The following is an 18,542-nucleotide window of genomic DNA, read 5'->3' on the forward strand; positions in this document are numbered from 1 at the left end:
GCTCTTACCGGGCCGAAGCGAGTTGAGTGAAGGCGGTGCCGAGCCACTGCTGTACGCCATGCATCGTGGCGGCAGAAGTGTCGAGGAACGGTTGCGGGTAGACGCCGAGGTAAATCAGCAGCACCGCAAGGCCTAGCACCATGATCAGTTCGCGAGCGTCCATACCGTGCAAGACCGCATCCGATTTGGACGGGCCGAAGTACGCACGGTGGATCATGATCAGCGAGTAGACCGAACCGAACACCAGACCGGACGTGGCAATCGCAGTGATCCATGGCCAGCTTGCAAAAGAGCCGATCAGGATCAGGAACTCGCCGACAAAGTTACCCGTGCCCGGCAAGCCCAGCGACGCGGCTGCAAAGAACAGGCTGATCGCCGGCAGGTAAGCAATACGCGACCACAGACCGCCCATCTCACGCATGTCACGAGTGTGCAGACGCTCGTACAACTGACCGCTGAGGATAAACAGTGCGGCTGCCGACACACCGTGCGCCAGCATCTGGATCACTGCACCTTGCAGGGCCAGTTGGCTGCCGGAGTAGATGCCGATCAACACGAAGCCCATATGGGAAACGGAAGAGAAGGCGATCAGACGCTTGATGTCGGTTTGCGCGAACGCCAGGAACGCACCGTAGAAGATCCCGATCAGACCGAGGGTCATGGCGATCGGCGCGAACTCGGCCGAAGCATTCGGGAACAGCGGCAGGGCGAAACGCAGCAGGCCGTAGGCAGCGGTTTTCAGCAGGATACCGGCGAGGTCGACGGAACCTGCGGTCGGTGCCTGGGCGTGCGCATCAGGCAACCAGGAGTGGAACGGTACAACCGGCAGCTTGACCGCGAAGGCGATGAAGAAGCCGAGCATCAGGATGTACTCGGTGGTCATCGACATCTTGGTTTTCAACAGGTCGGCGTAGTTGAAGGTAATCACGCCAGTGTTGTTGAAGTTGACCAGTACCAGACCGAGGATCGCCACCAGCATGATCAGGCCGGAAGCCTGAGTGAAGATGAAGAACTTGGTTGCTGCGTAGATCCGGGTTTTCTTGCCGTCCGAAGAACTGTGACCCCAGAGCGCGATGAGGAAGTACATCGGCACCAGCATCATTTCCCAGAAGAAGAAGAACATGAACAGGTCGAGGGCGAGGAACACGCCGACAACACCGCCCAGGATCCACATCAGGTTCAGGTGGAAGAAGCCAACGTGACGTTGAATCTCTTTCCACGAGCAGAGTACCGAGAGGATACCCAGCAGACCGGTCAGCAGGATCATCAACAGCGACAGGCCGTCGAGGGCCAGGTGCACGCTGATGCCGAAACGCGCGATCCAGATGTGCTTGAACTCAAGCGCCCAGGTCGGATCGGCGCCAGGCGCCGGGGCAAATGAATAGTTGCCGGTTGCCCACAGCCAGAGGCCGATCGCGAGCAACAGGGACATGGTGATCAGCGCAATCCAGCGGGGCAGGGTAGCGCCGAAGCGCTCACCCATCCAGCACAGCAGGCCGCCGATGAAGGGGATCAGGATTAGCCAAGGCAGAATCATGACGGGCTCGTTTCCTTTCGCAAATTCGCAAGGTTCATATCAGACCGCTACCAGCACGATGGCGCCAATAACCAGCACGGCACCAGCAGCCATCGAAGCAGCGTACCAACGCAGTTGACCGGTCTCGGTGCGGCTCAGGGCAGTGTGACCACCCTTGGCCATACGCGGGATCAGACCGATGGTCTGGTCGAGCGGGTCTTTGCGCAGGATGTGGCTGATCGCAAGGTACGGCTTGACGAACAGTTTGTCGTAGATCCAGTCGAAGCCCCAGGCAGCGAACCACCAGGCCGACAGGAAACGCCCGACGCCGCTGTTGGCAATCGCCGTCACGAAGCGACGCTTGCCGAGGAACAGCAGGGCCGCCAGCAGGATACCGGCCAGAGCGATGGCGCCCGAGGCGATTTCCAGACTGTGCTTGGCTTCGCCACCGGCATGGCCAACGCTTTGCGGCAGTACGCCGTGCAGCGGCGGCACGATCATGGCGCCGACGAACGTCGACAGCACGATCAGCACCGACAATGGCAGCCAGTGAGCGATGCCGTGACCGGCGTGGGCTTCAGTCTTGGCTTCACCGTGGAACGCGATGAAGATCAGGCGGAAGGTGTACAGCGAAGTCATGAACGCGCCGACCAGACCTGCGTAAAGCAGACCCTGGTTGCCGCTGGCGAACGCTTCCCAGAGGATTTCGTCCTTGGAGTAGAAGCCCGCGGTCACCAGTGGCAGGGCAGACAGAGCCGCGCCGCCGACGATGAAGCTGGCGTAGGCCAGTGGCAGTTTCTTCCACAGGCCGCCCATCTTGAAGATGTTCTGCTCGTGGTGGCAGGCAACGATCACCGCACCGGAGGCAAGGAACAGCAGCGCCTTGAAGAAGGCGTGGGTCATCAGGTGGAAGATCGCGCCATCCCAGGCACCCACACCCAGCGCCAGGAACATGTAGCCGATCTGGCTCATGGTCGAGTAGGCGAGGATACGTTTGATGTCGGTTTGAACCAGAGCGGCGAAACCGGCGAGTACCAGCGTCACACCACCAACGATGCCGACCAGGTGCAGGATGTCCGGCGCCAGGGTGAACAGACCGTGGGTACGTGCAATCAGGTAAACACCAGCGGTAACCATGGTTGCGGCGTGGATCAGTGCCGAAACCGGGGTCGGGCCGGCCATCGCGTCCGCGAGCCAGGTTTGCAATGGAAGTTGTGCCGATTTACCGACAGCGCCGCCCAGCAGCATCAGGGTCGCCAGGGTGATCCAGAAGTCGCCGACCTGGAATTTCTGCGGTGCCAGCACCAGCAGTTCCTGGATGTTCAACGTGCCCACTTGCTGGAACAGGATGAACAGGCCGATGGCCATGAACACGTCGCCGATCCGGGTCACGATGAAAGCCTTGAGTGCGGCGTTACCGTTGTTGCGGTTGCTGTAGTAGAAACCGATCAACAGGTACGAGCACAGGCCCACGCCTTCCCAGCCGAAGTACAGGAACAACAGGTTATCGCCCAGGACCAGGAACAGCATGCTGGCGATAAACAGGTTGGTGTACGAGAAGAAGCGCGAGTAACCCGCTTCACCGCGCATGTACCAGGAGGCGAACAGGTGGATCAGGAAACCTACGCCCACCACCACGCCGAGCATGGTGATCGACAGGCCGTCGATGTAGAGGGCGAAGTCAGGCTTGAAGCCTTCCACTGCCATCCACTGCCACAGCACCAGGGTGTAGTGACCGCCTTCGGGAGGCGCGACGTTGAATTGCCAGATGACGTAGGCGGTGACAATCGCCGACAAGCCAATGGAACCCACGCCGATCAGCGCCGAGAGGTTTTCCGACCAGCGTCCACGAGAGAACGACAGCAGCAGGAACCCGATCAGGGGGAATACGAAAGTCAGAAAGATTAGGTTCATCCGCGCATCTCACTGGCAGCGTCGATATCGAGCGTGTGGAAGCGGCGATACAGTTGCAGCAGGATCGCCAGACCAATACTGGCCTCGGCAGCTGCAAGGCTGATCACCAGGATGAACATGATCTGTCCATCCGGCTGGCCCCAGCGGGCGCCAGCAACGATGAAGGCCAGTGCAGAGGCGTTCATCATCACTTCCAGACTCATCAACACGAACAAAATGTTGCGACGAACCATCAGGCCGACGAGGCCGAGGCAGAACAGGATGCCGGCAACCGCCAGACCATGCTCAAGAGGGATAGCAGGCATAAGTTACTCCGTCGCCTCGTTGCGGCCCAAATGGAACGCCGTGACGGCTGCGGCAAGCAGCAGCATCGAGGCGAGTTCGACCACCAGCAGATACGGGCCGAACAGGCTGATGCCCACGGCTTTTGCATCGACGGTGGTGTGGCCGATGGCCTGGCCGCTCTGGTGAGCGAACAGCACATACAGCAATTCGGCCAGCAGCAGGCCGGCGAGAATCACCGGCCCGGCCCAGATGCCGGGCTTGAGCCAGACGCGTTCCTGCTGAACCGCGGCGGGGCCGAGGTTGAGCATCATCACCACGAACACGAACAGCACCATGATGGCGCCAGCGTAGGCGATAACTTCCAGCACACCGGCGAACGGTGCGCCGAGGGCGAAGAAGGTCATGGCCACGGCGATCAACGAGATGATCAGGTAGAGCAGGGCGTGCACAGGGTTGGTGTTGGTGACCACACGTAGCGTGGCCACGACAGCGATACCCGATGCGAAATAGAAAGCGAATTCCATCGTTCTTCCTTAAGGCAGCAAGCTCTTCACGTTGATCGGTTCGGCTTCGTTCTGTGCGGAGCCTTTCGGCTTGCCAGCGATTGCCATACCTGCAACACGATAGAAGTTGTAATCAGGGTTTTTGCCGGGGCCGGAGATCAGCAGATCTTCTTTCTCGTACACCAGGTCCTGACGTTTGAACTCGGCCATCTCGAAATCCGGAGTCAACTGGATTGCGGTGGTCGGACAGGCTTCCTCGCAGAGGCCGCAGAAAATGCAGCGCGAGAAGTTGATACGGAAGAAGTCCGGGTACCAGCGACCGTCTTCGGTTTCAGCTTTCTGCAGCGAGATGCAACCCACCGGGCACGCCACGGCGCACAGGTTGCAGGCTACGCAGCGTTCTTCGCCATCGGGGTCGCGGGTCAGGACGATGCGACCACGGTAGCGTGGTGGCAGGTAGACCGCTTCTTCCGGGTATTGCAGGGTATCGCGCTTGCGAAAGCCATGGCCGAAGACCATGACCAGGCTGCGCAACTGGGTACCGGTACCCTTAACGATGTCGCCAATATATTTGAACATGGGTCAAATCCTCACTGAACCGCAACCGCGGGCGTGTTCAACAACACAACCGCAGCGGTCACCAGCAAATTGATCAGGGTCAGTGGCAGGCAGAACTTCCAGCTGAAGTCCATCACCTGGTCATAACGCGGACGCGGGATAGAGGCGCGCAGCAGGATGAACAGCATGATGAAGAACGCGGTCTTCAGGGCGAACCACAGGAACGACAGTTGCGGCAGGATGCCGAACGGACCGTGCCAGCCACCGAAGAACAGGGTGACCAGCAGCGCCGAGATCAAGATGATGCCGATGTATTCGCCAACGAAGAACATGCCCCATTTCATGCCAGCGTATTCAATGTGGTAACCGTCAGCCAGTTCCTGTTCCGCTTCCGGCTGGTCGAACGGGTGACGGTGAGTCACGGCGACGCCAGCGATGAAGAAGGTACAGAAGCCGAAGAACTGCGGAATGATGAACCACAGGTTCTGCGCCTGGTACTCGACGATGTCGCGCATGTTGAACGAGCCGACCTGCACCACGATGCCCATCAGGGCCAGGCCCATGAACACTTCGTAGGACACAGTCTGCGCCGAGGCACGCAAGGCACCCAGCAGGGCGAACTTGTTGTTACTCGACCAGCCGGCGAACAGCACCGCGTAGACCGACAGACCGGCCATGGCGAAGAAGAACAGCAGGCCGATGTTCAGGTCCGCGACACCCCAGGTCGGGGTGATCGGGATGATCGCGAACGCAATCAGCAAGGCCGACATGGCCACAACCGGTGCCAGGGTGAAAATCACCTTGTCGGCAAACGGTGGCGTCCAGTCTTCCTTGAAGAACATCTTCAGCATGTCGGCGGCGATCTGGAACATACCAAACGGACCAACGCGGTTCGGACCGTAACGGTCCTGCCACCAGCCCAGCAGGCGACGTTCGACAAAGCTGAGCAACGCGCCCGCGACCACAACGGCCAGCAGAATCACGATGGCTTTGACGACCGTCAGGATCACATCGATCACTTCAGGGGTGAACCAGGTCATTGCGCTGCCTCCTGCAGACCGTCGACGGATACGCCGGCGAATGCCGGTGGAATGCCGGCGATGCCCGCAGGCAATGCCACCAGACCTGCGCCCAGTTCTTCATTGATGCGCAGCGGCAGACGCAGGGTCTGACCTGCCACGTTCAGGCTCAGCAGCGCACCTTCGTTGACGCCCAGGCGATCCGCTTCGGACTTGGCCAGTGCAACATAAGCCGCTGGAATACGTTCCTGAACCGGAGCGGCTTTCGAAGAGGTTTCTTCGCTGCCGAACAGGTGGAAGAACGGCACGGCTTGCCAGGTACCCGGCATCGGGTTGAACGCACGCGGCGCGGCAGCGAACCAATTCAGCGAATCGCCAGTGCTTTCGATCAGGCGGGTGCCCGGATCGCCAGCGCGCAGGTGACCACCGACTTCGTCCTGGAACTTGTTCCAGGCTTGCGGCGAGTTCCAGCCCGGCGACCATGCAAACGGCACTTGCTGACGCGGTTCGGCAGAGCCCGAGTAACCTTCCATGGAGAAGGCGAACGCGGTGTCTTTGTCTTGCGGGGTGCGTGGTTCGTGAACGCTGATGTCGGCGCGCATCGCGGTGCGACCGGAATAACGCAGCGGCTCACGCGCCAGTTTCAGACCTTTGATACGGAACGCCGCGGACGGTGCAGCGTCGACAATACGCGCCAGTTGCGCGGTGCTCGAAGCAACGGCAGCGGTCACGTGGTCGAGTTGCGTCCAGTCGATTGGCTGATTCAGCAGGGTGGCGCGCAGGGCGTGCAGCCAGCGCCAGCCTTCGTGCACCAGAATGCTCGCGTCCAGGTATTGCGGATCGAAAACCTGGAAGAAACGCTGGGCGCGACCTTCCTGGCTGACCAGCGTACCGTCGCCTTCAGCAAAGCTCGCGGCTGGCAGAACCAGATGCGCGCGATCACTGGTAGCGGTTTTCTGATGGTCAGCGACGATCACCACTTTCGCGGCGTTCAGGGCTGCATCGACCTTGTCTTTGGCGGTGCGGGTGTAGAGATCGTTTTCCAGCACGACGATAGCGTCGGCCTTGCCATCAATCACTGCTTGCAGCGCAGCATCAACCGATTCGCCACCCAGCATGGCCAGACCGAGGCTGTTGGCTTCCGGCACGATCAGGCTGATGGAACCGTTCTTCTCACGCAGCTTCAGAGCCTTCGCGATATTGGCAGCAGCCTCGATCAGCGCTTTGGAACCCAGCGAAGTACCGGCGATGATCAGCGGACGCTTGGCGGCGAGCAGGGCATCAGCGATGCGCTTGGCCAGTTCCAGCGCTTCAGCGTCCAGGCCTTCAACAGCCGGTGCGCTGGCGTCGAGTGCGTGAGCCACAGCAAAACCGATGCGCGCCAGATCGTCCGGAGCTGCGTGAACGCATTCTTCGGCTATGTCGTCGAGCTTGGTTTCAGCCAGGCTGGCAATGAACAGCGGGTTCAGCGCGTGCTGACCGATGTTCTTCACCGCGGCATCGAGCCATGGCTGGACGCGCATGGCGTCGGCCATTTCTTCGGCTTTGCCCTTGACCGACTGACGCAGCGACAACGCCATACGGGCGGCGGTCTGGGTCAGGTCTTCACCGAGCACGAAGATGGCGTCGTGGTCTTCGATGTCACGCATGTTCGGTACTGGCAGCGGGCTGTCATTCAGCACTTGCAGGACCAGGCGGATGCGTTCCAGTTCGGACGCTTCGATACCCGAGTAGAAGTGCTCGGCGCCTACCAGTTCACGCAACGCGTAGTTGCTTTCGAGGCTGGCACGCGGCGAACCGATACCGACGATGTTGCGACCGCGCAGCAGATCGGCGGCTTTATCCAGCGCAGCGTCGAGGCTCAGCTTGGTGCCGTCGGCCAGCAGCGGCTGACGTGGACGGTCGGTGCGGTTGACGTAGCCATAACCGAAACGGCCACGGTCGCACAGGAAGTATTGGTTCACCGAACCGTTGAAACGGTTTTCGATGCGACGCAGTTCGCCGTAACGCTCGCCCGGAGAGATGTTGCAACCGCTCGAGCAGCCATGGCAGATGCTCGGCGAGAACTGCATGTCCCACTTGCGGTTGTAGCGCTCGGAGTGAGTCTTGTCGGTGAACACCCCGGTCGGGCAGACCTCGGTGAGGTTGCCGGAGAACTCGCTTTCGAGGGTGCCATCTTCGACGCGACCGAAGTACACGTTGTCGTGGGCGCCGAACACACCGAGGTCGGTGCCGCCAGCGTAGTCTTTATAGAAACGCACGCAGCGGTAGCAAGCGATGCAGCGGTTCATTTCGTGGGAAATGAACGGGCCCAGTTGCTGATTCTGGTGAGTACGTTTGGTGAAGCGATAACGGCGCTCGTTGTGGCCGGTCATCACTGTCATGTCTTGCAGGTGGCAGTGACCGCCTTCCTCACAGACTGGGCAGTCGTGCGGGTGGTTGGTCATCAGCCATTCGACAACACTGGCGCGGAATGCCTTGGACTCATCATCGTCGATGGAGATCCAGGTGTTGTCGGTGGCGGGCGTCATGCAGGACATGACGATGCGACCACGGGTGTCGTTCTCGTCGGTGTACTGCTTGACCGCGCACTGGCGGCAGGCCCCGACGCTACCTAGCGCGGGGTGCCAGCAGAAATATGGAATGTCGAGGCCCAGCGACAGACATGCCTGTAACAGGTTGTCTGCCCCGTCGACTTCGAGCGCTTTGCCGTCTACGTGGATAGTGGCCATGGTTCAAAGGTCTTCGTTGGCCCGGTGTCAGCGGGCGTGGCTAATGGAATCTTGTTATCCGTCCGAATCCAGTCAGCCCCGAAAGGCGTCATCGGACGAAAGGCGAAGGGCACGGACCCTTCGCCTTTTAAGCGTTTACGCGCCGATTACGATCGGCCTTGCCAGAGGCGGGACGGCGGCGCTTGCAGGCGCGATACCGGCTTCGAACTCTGGACGGAAGTATTTGATGGCACTGCCCAACGGCTCCACGGCACCCGGTGCGTGAGCACAGAAGGTTTTGCCCGGGCCGAGGAAACCGACCAGACCCAGCAGGGTCTCGATGTCGCCTGGTTGACCCTTGCCCTGTTCGATGGCCATCAAGAGCTTGACGCTCCATGGCAAACCATCGCGGCACGGGGTGCAGAAACCGCAGGATTCGCGGGCGAAGAACTGCTCCATGTTGCGCAGCAGCGAGACCATGTTGACGCTGTCATCCACCGCCATGGCCAGACCGGTACCCATACGGGTGCCTACTTTGGCAATGCCGCCGGCGTACATTTGTGCGTCGAGGTGTTCTGGCAGGAGGAAACCGGTACCGGCCCCGCCTGGCTGCCAGGCCTTGAGTTTGAAACCGTCGCGCATGCCGCCGGCGTAGTCTTCGAACAACTCGCGACCGGTGACGCCGAATGGCAATTCCCACAGGCCCGGATTTTTGACCTTGCCGGAGAAGCCCATGAGCTTGGTGCCCATGTCTTCAGAGCCTTCGCGAGCCAACGATTTGTACCAGTCAACGCCGTCGGCAATGATCGCCGGCACGTTGCACAGGGTTTCCACGTTGTTCACGCAAGTCGGCTTGCCCCAGACGCCGACGGCGGCAGGGAAGGGCGGCTTGGAGCGCGGGTTGGCGCGGCGGCCTTCGAGGGAGTTGATCAGTGCGGTTTCTTCACCGCAGATGTAACGCCCGGCGCCGGTGTGGACGAACAGCTCGAAATCGAAGCCTGAGCCCAGAATGTTCTTGCCCAGCAGGCCAGCAGCCTTGGCTTCTTCCACTGCACGGTTGAGGTGCTTGGCGGCGGTGGTGTACTCGCCACGCAGGAAGATATAGCCACGGTAGGTTTTCAGCGCACGCGCGCTGATCAGCATGCCTTCGATCAGCAGATGGGGCAGTTGCTCCATCAGCATGCGGTCTTTCCAGGTGTTCGGCTCCATTTCATCCGCGTTGCACAGCAGGTAGCGGATGTTGATGGATTCGTCCTTGGGCATCAGGCCCCACTTGACGCCCGTGGGGAAGCCAGCACCGCCGCGACCTTTGAGGCCTGCGTCTTTCACGGTCTGGACGATGTCGTCCTGGCTCATGTCGGCGAAGGCTTTGCGCGCTGCGGCGTAACCGTTCTTGGCCTGGTACTCGTCGAGCCACACGGCCTCGCCGTCGTCACGCAGACGCCAGGTCAGGGGGTGGGTCTCGGCCGACCGCTGAATGCGGTTGGCAGGACCGAAAGATGTCAGGGTCATACGTAGCCCTCGAGCAGTTTGGCGACGCCAGCAGGCTGCACATCACCAAAGGTGTCGTCGTCGATCATCAGCGCCGGTGCCTTGTCGCAGTTGCCGAGGCAGCAGACAGGCAGCAGGGTGAAACGACCGTCGGTGGTGGTCTGACCCAGGCCGATGCCCAGATTGTTCTGGATTTCGCTGACCACCGACTCGTGGCCACCGATGTAGCAGACCATGCTGTCGCAAACGCGAATGATGTGACGGCCGACAGGCTGACGGAAGATCTGGCTATAGAACGTCGCCACACCTTCAACGTCGCTGGCCGGGATGCCGAGCATCTCGCCGATGGCGTACAGGGCGCCATCCGGCACCCAGCCACGTTCTTTCTGAACGATCTTCAGGGCTTCGATCGACGCCGCGCGCGGGTCTTCGTAGTGATGCAGCTCGTGCTCGATGGCCGAGCGCTCGGTTTCACTCAAGGTGAAACGGTCTGTCTGGATAAGCGTGCTGTTCATGCTTAGCGGTCCACGTCGGCCATAACGAAGTCGATACTACCCAGGTACGCAATCAAGTCCGCGACCATGCTGCCTTTGATCACCGAAGGGATCTGTTGCAGATGCGGGAAGCTTGGAGTGCGGATCCGGGTACGGTAGCTCATGGTGCCGCCGTCGCTCGTCAGGTAATAACTGTTGATGCCCTTGGTCGCTTCGATCATCTGGAAGGATTCGTTGGCCGGCATGACCGGGCCCCACGAAACTTGCAGGAAGTGCGTGATCAAGGTTTCGATGTGCTGCAGCGTGCGCTCTTTGGGCGGCGGCGTGGTCAGCGGGTGATCCGCCTTGTACGGGCCTTCCGGCATGTTGCGCATGCACTGGTCGATGATCTTGATGCTCTGGCGCATTTCTTCAACGCGCACCATGCAGCGGTCGTAGGCATCGCCGTTGGCGGCCAGCGGCACTTCGAACTCGAAGTTCTCGTAGCCCGAGTACGGACGCGCTTTACGCAGGTCGAAATCGCAACCGGTCGAACGCAGGCCGGCACCGGTGACGCCCCATTCCAGGGCCTCTTTGGTGTTGTAGGCGGCAACGCCGATGGTACGACCCTTGAGGATGCTGTTCTGCAGGGCAGCCTTGGTGTATTCGTCGAGGCGTTTTGGCAGCCATTCAACGAAGTCTTTCACCAGTTTTTCCCAACCGCGCGGCAGGTCGTGGGCAACGCCACCGATGCGGTACCAGGCCGGGTGCAGACGGAAACCGGTAATGGCTTCGATCACCGTGTACGCCTTCTGGCGGTCGGTGAAGGTGAAGAACACCGGCGTCATTGCGCCAACGTCCTGGATATAAGTACCCAGGAACAGCAGGTGGCTGGTGATCCGGAAGAACTCGGCCATCATGATGCGGATGACGTCGACCTTCTCGGGCACCTTGATGCCGGCCAGCTTCTCGACCGAGAGCACGTACGGCAGGTTGTTCATCACGCCGCCGAGGTAGTCGATACGGTCGGTGTACGGGATGAAGCTGTGCCAGGACTGACGCTCGGCCATCTTCTCGGCGCCACGGTGGTGGTAGCCGATGTCCGGAACGCAGTCGACGATTTCTTCACCGTCCAGTTGCAGAATGATACGGAAGGCACCGTGAGCCGAAGGGTGGTTCGGGCCCAGGTTGAGGAACATGTAGTCCTCGTTCACGCCGGAACGCTTCATGCCCCAGTCTTCAGGACGGAAGCGCGCGGCTTCTTCCTCAAGCTGTTGCTTGGCGAGGTTGAGGCTGTACGGATCGAATTCGGTGGCGCGCGCCGGGAAGTCCTTGCGCAGCGGGTGACCTTCCCAGGTCGGCGGCATCATGATGCGCGACAGGTGCGGGTGGCCTTTAAAGTCGATGCCGTACATGTCCCAGACTTCACGCTCGTACCAGTTGGCGTTCGGCCAGATGCTGGTGACGGTCGGTAAGCTCAGGTCGCTCTCGGACAAGGCGACCTTGATCATCACGTCACTATTACGCTCAAGCGACATGAGGTGATAGAACACGGTGAACTCGGCGTCCGATGGCAGACCTTGACGCTTGGTGCGCAGACGCTCGTCCACGCCGTGCAGGTCATAGAGCATGACGTACGGCTTGGGCAGGTTGCGCAGGAAAGTCAGGACTTCGACGAGTCTGGCACGCGCCACCCACAGCACCGGCATGCCGGTGCGGGTTGGCTGGGCGGTGAACGCCTCTGGGCCAAAACGGTTGTTCAATTCAACGACCACATCCTGGTCGTCTGCCTTATAAGGCGGGATGTACAGAGCGCTGCCTGTAGTCATGGTTATTTTTTCGCTTTCGGTCAACGTAAAGAATGAAGCCAGCTTCTCGTTTCTTGGTAAGAACAGATCTGGATCAGACTTCGTCAGGGCTGCGCAGGTTGGTCACTGCGATTCGCTGTTCGCGGCGCTGTTCCTTCTGCGAAGGCATGTCGGCGCGATAAACGCCTTGATCACCAACGACCCAGGAAAGCGGGCGACGCTCCTTGCCAATCGATTCCTGCAACAGCATCAAGCCTTGCAGAAATGCTTCTGGACGGGGCGGGCAGCCAGGTACGTAGACGTCCACCGGCAGGAACTTGTCCACCCCTTGAACCACAGAGTAGATGTCGTACATGCCGCCGGAGTTGGCGCACGAACCCATGGAGATAACCCATTTCGGTTCGAGCATTTGCTCATAGAGACGCTGAATGATCGGCGCCATCTTGATGAAGCAGGTACCGGCGATAACCATGAAGTCGGCCTGACGCGGCGATGCCCGGATAACTTCGGCGCCAAAGCGCGCGATGTCGTGGGGCGCCGTGAAGGCGGTGGTCATTTCCACGTAGCAGCACGACAGGCCGAAGTTGTACGGCCACAGGGAGTTTTTACGTCCCCAGTTGACCGCGCCACTCAGCACGTCTTCGAGCTTGCCCATGAAAATGTTTTTGTGAACTTGATCCTCTAACGGATCGGAAACGGTTTCCCGTTCGCCGATCGGGTACTGATCGTTAGGAGCATCGGGGTCGATCCTGGTGAGATTGTATTGCATTGCCAAAGCCTCATTGTTTCAGCTTCGCCTGCCGCTTGCGACGAGCTTCCGGAGCCCAGTCAAGGGCGCCCACTCGGAACAGGTAGACAAGACCTGCCAACAGAATTGCTATGAAAACGAGAGCTTCGACGAATCCGGTCCAGCCGCTTTCGCGGACGGACACAGACCATGCAAAGAGAAAAAGGGCTTCGATATCGAAGATCACGAAGAGCATCGCGACCAGATAGAATTTGGCTGAGAGCCGCAAGCGGGCGCCACCGGTAGGTAGCATGCCCGACTCGAACGGCTCGTTTTTGCTGCGGCCCCAGGCTTTTGACCCAAGGAGGCTGGAGACACCAAGCATGAAGGCACACAGGCCGACGACACCCAAAAGGAAAATGGCAAAGCCCCAGTTGTGGGCCATGAGTCCTGTCGCTTCGGGCATGCTGGTAATCCTTAACAGAGAGCAAAGGTCTCTGAGCTTGATAAAGAAATAGGCAGTGACGATATGTCGCAGCAATCAATCGCGCTGATTTTATGGCTAAACACCCAGCAAGTAAAATTCCTATAGCGAAATTATTTATTGGAATAAGGACATAGCGCACCTCGAATGCCCTGAGGCCCATGCGTTGCGGGCATTAGCCGGGTTTCAATGAATAATGTTTTGTCGTGGATGTAACGAACATAGTTGTGACTGAATGATAATTAATATCGTTTGGGATGGTTTTGTAACTATTTAGCGGCGCAGTCGTTGGGAAGTTGTCTTATATACCCATTACTGCAAGTAGCGGCGGCGTCCGTTTTAGCTGATTTTCCTGGCGCGAATGCCGATCTGGATCAATGTTTTGTCTTGCAGGCTGAAGGCGACACCTGTGGGAGCGAGCCTGCTCGCGAAGGCGGTGGGTCAATCGCCGCGTAGGCAAGCTGACATAACGCCTTCGCGAGCAGGCTCGCTCCCACAAGAGGTCTGTGGCGTTTGAGGAATCGCAGGCGAAAAAAAACGCCCCGAACCAGTCGGGGCGTCAGATGTGCAGCGCTGCGGTTAGCTTTTAATCGTTGCGCAACGGCCGTTTACTCAGTGAAGTCGATCAGTGGAACTGTTCTTCTTCGGTCGAACCGGTCAGCGCGGTTACCGAAGACGTGCCACCTTGGATCACGGTAGTCATGTCGTCGAAGTAGCCGGTGCCCACTTCCTGCTGGTGCGCCACGAAGGTGTAACCCTTGGAGGCGTCAGCGAATTCCTGCTCTTGCAGCTTCACGTAGGCAGTCATGTCGTTGCGGGCGTAGTCGTGCGCCAGGTTGAACATGCTGTGCCACATGTTGTGAATGCCGGCCAGGGTGATGAACTGGTGCTTGTAGCCCATGGCGGACAGTTCGCGCTGGAACTTGGCGATGGTCGCGTCGTCCAGGTTTTTCTTCCAGTTGAAGGAAGGCGAGCAGTTGTACGACAGCAGTTGGTCCGGGTATTCCTTTTTGATCGCTTCAGCAAAGCGACGGGCTTCGTCCAGATCCGGCTTGGCGGTTTCGCACCAGATCAGGTCGGCGTACGGTGCGTAAGCCAGGCCACGGGCGATTGCCTGGTCCAGACCGGCACGAACCTTGTAGAAACCTTCCTGAGTACGCTCGCCAGTCACGAACGGCTGGTCGTACGGGTCGCAATCGGAAGTCAGCAGGTCAGCAGCGTTCGCATCGGTACGCGCCAGAATGATGGTCGGTGTACCGGCAACGTCAGCAGCCAGACGTGCAGCGGTCAGCTTCTGTACGGCTTCCTGAGTAGGAACCAGTACTTTGCCGCCCATGTGGCCGCATTTTTTCACGGAAGCCAGTTGGTCTTCGAAGTGCACGCCGGCGGCGCCTGCTTCGATCATGCTCTTCATCAGCTCGTAAGCGTTCAGCACGCCGCCGAAACCGGCTTCGGCGTCAGCCACGATCGGCGCGAAGTAGTCGATGTAGCCTTCGTCGCCCGGGCCTTTGCCGGCTTTCCACTGGATCTGGTCAGCACGACGGAACGAGTTGTTGATGCGCTTGACCACGGTTGGAACCGAGTCCACCGGGTACAGCGACTGGTCCGGGTACATCGATTCTGCGGAGTTGTTGTCCGCAGCGACTTGCCAGCCGGACAGGTAAATGGCCTGGATACCGGCCTTGACCTGCTGAACAGCCTGGCCGCCGGTCAGGGCGCCCATGCAGTTGACGAAATCTTTGTCTGGACGGAAGGACGGCTTGGCACCCTGGGTGACCAGGTTCCACAGCTTCTCGGCGCCGAGTTTTGCAAAAGTGTGCTCAGGTTGAACCGAGCCACGCAGGCGGACGACGTCAGCAGCGGAGTAAGCGCGGGTCACGCCTTTCCAGCGCGGGTTTTCAGCCCAGTCTTTTTCGAGGGCTGCAATTTGCTGTTCGCGTGTCAGTGCCATGGAGATAAACCTCGTCGCGTCTTTTATGAAAAGTTGTTCTGCGGTGGAAAATTCCTGCGCTCGCTGACCAGAAGCTTAGGCGGTCAAGTCGGATTCGGCGGGGTAGGCGACGGGATGAACGATGGGCTCGAGGGGAAGTGAGCAGGTAAGGGCGGACTGCGGGCGCATTCGGGCGTCGTGGGCCTTTGTACGAACTACAGCGTGAAGCCGGGTTACCTAATTACGCTTCCGTCCCTCGGGACAACTTCGTTCCAGTCGGCAACCTCGTCAAACACACCTTGTGGGCGGTACAGACACGAAGCGGTTCGCGGGGTAGATGCGAACATCGCTTCGAAGACCCTTGCCAGGGCCTCTGATTAGCGGGAGCGAGGCCATCATGCCTTCGCTTTTTTGCCTCGTCAAACGTTTTGTAGTGCTTTTTTTCAAGCACTACATCTTTCGTCTAATACGACTAATCAGTCAGTTTTCGGTGGTTTAGTCCAAGGCTTCGACTTTTACCTTCAAGGTCATGTCATCCCGGCCTTGAGTCGAGTAGCTGCGGGCCAGGCCCTGTTTGTCGGCCTGAGTCTGGCGATTCACGCCGGCCAGAGTGATCCACTCACCGAGACGTCCGCTGACGGTTGTGTCGGTACTTTGCACGTTCACTACATCGGGACGTTCCTGGCTCATACGGTCGCGATTGGTCGTGATTGCCACGTGAACGATGTCGCCGGTGACGCTGGCGGTGACGTAGAAACCCTGGGTGACGTTGCGGTACTCGGTCTGGCTGCTGTAATCGCCGTAGGAGTTGCTCTGGCTGCTGGTGATCGGCACGCTCTGGCCGACCTGGATCAGCGCCGGCATGCCGTCGGTGGCCTGGACTTGCTGGACGCCGCCGTCACGGCTGGAGGTGCTGCGGCTGATGATGCGGGTCTTCGCACCATTGACCGAATAACCTTCATCGCCACGGCCGTTGTTTTCATTGGTGTCGACGGTGATCAGCAGGCGTTTTGGCGCCGTGTCGAGCTGAGTGATCAGCGCCTTGAGTTCCTCGATCTTGTCCGGCTCGGCTTTGACGATCAACTGGTTGCCGTAGGCGCTGACCTGGCCGTCCTTGCCGATGAAGTCTTGCGCCATCGGCAGCATGTCGGCGCTGGTGCGGTACTTGAGGGGGACGACTTCTGTGGCTGCCATCACCGAAAAACTGCAGCCGAGCAGCAGGGTGGTGAGCAGGGTGCGTAGGGACATGTCCGTTATCTCCGCTTTCGAAAGGCTTGATATTGCCAGTTTGTCGGCCTGGGGTGGGGCAAGTTGAATCGTAGACAGCAAAACGCCCCGGCATCGTGGGATGTCGGGGCGTTTTAAAGTGTGCTTCATGGCCTCTTAGCGAGCTAATACTCGCTCCCACAGCGGTTTTCTGCCTGACACAAAATCTGTGTCCACTGAAGTTCCCTGTGGGAGCGAGCCTGCTCGCGAAGGCTGCGCCTCGGTTTTAAGCCGAGTGGCGAACCATATCGACGTGCGGAATCCCTGCTTCCAGGAACTCTTCACTGACCAGGCTGAAACCCAGGCGCTCATAAAACGCCGTAGCCTGCACCTGAGCGCTGAGCATCTGCTGCTTCAGACCGCGCGCTTCAGCTTCAGCGATGACCGCTTGCATCAGCGCATCACCGACCTTCATGCCGCGCCAGTCTTTGAGCACCGACACCCGGCCGATGTGCCCGTCGGGCAGCAGGCGCGCAGTGCCGATCGGAAAGTCGCCTTCAAAGGCCAGAAAATGCACCGCGCTTGCGTCATCCGCGTCCCACTCCAGCTCAGGTGGCACCGATTGCTCAGCGATAAATACCGTCTCACGAATGCGGCGGATCTCGGCGATGTCCTTTTGCCAATCTGCGACACGTACGCGAATCTTATTCATCGGCGAACCCCAGGCTCCCTTGCTTGACCAGCTCGCACAACAGGCCACGACCGTCTTCGTCGTTCAGCCACTCGCCGAGGTTGTCGACATGCAAGGCATCGGCGGCGCAGATCAGTTTCAGCAGCTCGCGCAGTTTGCCCGGCAGGTAACGGCTCTGGCCGCTGGCGAACAGCAGCAGATCGTCATCGACTTCCGACCACGCCAGACGTGCGCTTGGGTTGCGAATCAACACGGCGCCATCCTGCAGGGCGCTGAGGAAGTCTTCTTCTTCGACTTCTTCCGGGCCGACGACCAGTTCCGGGTAGCGCGGCTCCGTCATGTACTGGCCGAACCAGGTCAGCAACAGGCGCTCGTCGCTCATGTGCTCGGCGAGCAGGCTCTTCAGGCGATCCAGTGCGTCGTGTTGAATCTGATGCGGATCGACCGCTGGCTGCGCGTCGGCATCGGTGTAGCGCTCTTCGTCAGTCAGGAACTGGCTGAGGAAATCGGTGAAGTGGGTCAGCACTTCGGACGCGCTTGGTGCGCGGAAGCCGACCGAGTAGGTCATGCAGTTATCCACGGCGACGCCGCAGTGGGCCAAGCGCGGCGGCAGGTAAAGCATGTCGCCCGGTTCCAGAACCCACTCTTCAGTCTGTTCGAATTCAGCGAGGATGCGCAGGTCCGCGTGTTGCAGCAGCGGGCTCTCGGAATCGCACATCTGGCCGATTTTCCAGTTGCGCTTGCCGTGGCCTTGCAGCAGGAACACGTCGTAGTTGTCGAAGTGCGGACCAACGCTGCCACCTGGTGCGGCGTAACTGATCATCACGTCGTCGACGCGCCAGCTCGGCAGAAAGCGGAAGCTTTCCAGCAACTCGCTGACTTCCGGCACGAACTGGTCGACTGCCTGAACGAGCAGGGTCCACTCTTTTTCCGGCAATTTGCTGAATTCGTCTTCAGCGAACGGACCGCGACGCAGCTCCCATGGGCGCTCGCCGTGCTCGATCACCAGGCGCGATTCAACTTCTTCTTCCAGGGCCAGGCCGGCCAGTTCGTCGGCGTCGATCGGGCTTTCGAAGTCAGGAATCGCCTGACGGATCAGCAGTGGCTTTTTCTGCCAGTAGTCGCGCAGGAATTCGCGCGCCGTGAGGCCGCCCAGAAGTTGAAGAGGAATATCGGAATTCATATGTAACCTATTGAAAAAAAGCACTTTTCAGACGGGAATAAAA

General features: G+C 59.6%; 16 protein-coding genes. All 16 read right to left on the reverse strand.

Annotated features, from left to right (window positions below; genetic code table 11):
• Positions 1-4 precede the first annotated feature (4 nt).
• Positions 5-1,537, reverse strand: a complete 1,533-nt coding sequence (gene nuoM, locus AB4P92_RS26785) for an NADH-quinone oxidoreductase subunit M (protein ID WP_042559874.1) — start codon at positions 1,535-1,537, stop codon at positions 5-7.
• A 39-nt stretch (positions 1,538-1,576) separates the two neighbouring features.
• Entirely contained in the window at positions 1,577-3,430 is a 1,854-nt protein-coding gene (nuoL, locus tag AB4P92_RS26790) for an NADH-quinone oxidoreductase subunit L (RefSeq protein ID WP_047301931.1), read from the reverse strand.
• Positions 3,427-3,735 (reverse strand): NADH-quinone oxidoreductase subunit NuoK, encoded by a 309-nt coding sequence (gene nuoK, locus AB4P92_RS26795; RefSeq protein WP_003223790.1) that lies wholly within the window; start codon positions 3,733-3,735, stop codon positions 3,427-3,429. The genes nuoL and nuoK overlap by 4 nt, the downstream gene beginning before the upstream one ends.
• 3 nt (positions 3,736-3,738) lie before the next feature.
• Positions 3,739-4,239, reverse strand: coding sequence for an NADH-quinone oxidoreductase subunit J (gene nuoJ, locus AB4P92_RS26800; RefSeq protein WP_042559872.1), 501 nt, complete (start codon positions 4,237-4,239; stop codon positions 3,739-3,741).
• A gap of 9 nt (positions 4,240-4,248) precedes the next feature.
• Positions 4,249-4,797: an NADH-quinone oxidoreductase subunit NuoI gene (gene nuoI / locus AB4P92_RS26805; RefSeq protein ID WP_007920177.1), complete on the reverse strand. Its 549-nt coding sequence runs from the start codon at positions 4,795-4,797 to the stop codon at positions 4,249-4,251.
• An 11-nt stretch (positions 4,798-4,808) separates the two neighbouring features.
• Positions 4,809-5,816 (reverse strand): NADH-quinone oxidoreductase subunit NuoH, encoded by a 1,008-nt coding sequence (gene nuoH, locus AB4P92_RS26810; RefSeq protein WP_042559870.1) that lies wholly within the window; start codon positions 5,814-5,816, stop codon positions 4,809-4,811.
• Positions 5,813-8,527 carry an NADH-quinone oxidoreductase subunit NuoG gene (gene nuoG, locus AB4P92_RS26815; protein WP_042559869.1) on the reverse strand — a complete coding sequence of 905 codons (2,715 nt, stop codon included), beginning with the start codon at positions 8,525-8,527 and terminating at the stop codon, positions 5,813-5,815. The genes nuoH and nuoG overlap by 4 nt, the downstream gene beginning before the upstream one ends.
• A 135-nt stretch (positions 8,528-8,662) precedes the next feature.
• Positions 8,663-10,018 (reverse strand): NADH-quinone oxidoreductase subunit NuoF, encoded by a 1,356-nt coding sequence (gene nuoF / locus AB4P92_RS26820; protein ID WP_042559868.1) that lies wholly within the window; start codon positions 10,016-10,018, stop codon positions 8,663-8,665.
• Positions 10,015-10,512, reverse strand: a complete 498-nt coding sequence (gene nuoE / locus AB4P92_RS26825; RefSeq protein ID WP_042559867.1) for an NADH-quinone oxidoreductase subunit NuoE — start codon at positions 10,510-10,512, stop codon at positions 10,015-10,017. Before nuoE ends, nuoF begins: the two co-directional genes overlap by 4 nt.
• Positions 10,513-10,514: 2 nt before the next feature.
• Positions 10,515-12,299, reverse strand: coding sequence for an NADH-quinone oxidoreductase subunit C/D (gene nuoC / locus AB4P92_RS26830; protein WP_047302093.1), 1,785 nt, complete (start codon positions 12,297-12,299; stop codon positions 10,515-10,517).
• 73 nt (positions 12,300-12,372) lie between these two features.
• Positions 12,373-13,047 (reverse strand): NADH-quinone oxidoreductase subunit B family protein, encoded by a 675-nt coding sequence (locus AB4P92_RS26835; RefSeq protein ID WP_042559865.1) that lies wholly within the window; start codon positions 13,045-13,047, stop codon positions 12,373-12,375.
• Positions 13,048-13,057: 10 nt separating this feature from the next.
• Positions 13,058-13,471 carry an NADH-quinone oxidoreductase subunit A gene (locus AB4P92_RS26840; RefSeq protein ID WP_003223812.1) on the reverse strand — a complete coding sequence of 138 codons (414 nt, stop codon included), beginning with the start codon at positions 13,469-13,471 and terminating at the stop codon, positions 13,058-13,060.
• A gap of 643 nt (positions 13,472-14,114) precedes the next feature.
• The gene (gene aceA / locus AB4P92_RS26845; protein WP_010458877.1) at positions 14,115-15,440 is read right to left on the reverse strand and encodes an isocitrate lyase; all 1,326 of its coding nucleotides are present in this window, start codon (positions 15,438-15,440) and stop codon (positions 14,115-14,117) included.
• 474 nt (positions 15,441-15,914) lie between these two features.
• Positions 15,915-16,667, reverse strand: coding sequence for a secretin N-terminal domain-containing protein (locus AB4P92_RS26850; protein ID WP_395598436.1), 753 nt, complete (start codon positions 16,665-16,667; stop codon positions 15,915-15,917).
• Between the two features lie 244 nt (positions 16,668-16,911).
• A complete protein-coding gene (locus AB4P92_RS26855; protein ID WP_042559863.1) occupies positions 16,912-17,337 on the reverse strand; it encodes a GNAT family N-acetyltransferase in 426 nt (141 codons plus the stop codon).
• A complete protein-coding gene (locus AB4P92_RS26860) occupies positions 17,330-18,499 on the reverse strand; it encodes a cupin domain-containing protein (protein WP_200611746.1) in 1,170 nt (389 codons plus the stop codon). Before AB4P92_RS26860 ends, AB4P92_RS26855 begins: the two co-directional genes overlap by 8 nt.
• Positions 18,500-18,542: the final 43 nt, after the last annotated feature.

The organism is Pseudomonas sp. A0308 (genome assembly GCF_044218815.1).
Lineage (GTDB): Bacteria > Pseudomonadota > Gammaproteobacteria > Pseudomonadales > Pseudomonadaceae > Aquipseudomonas > Aquipseudomonas iridis.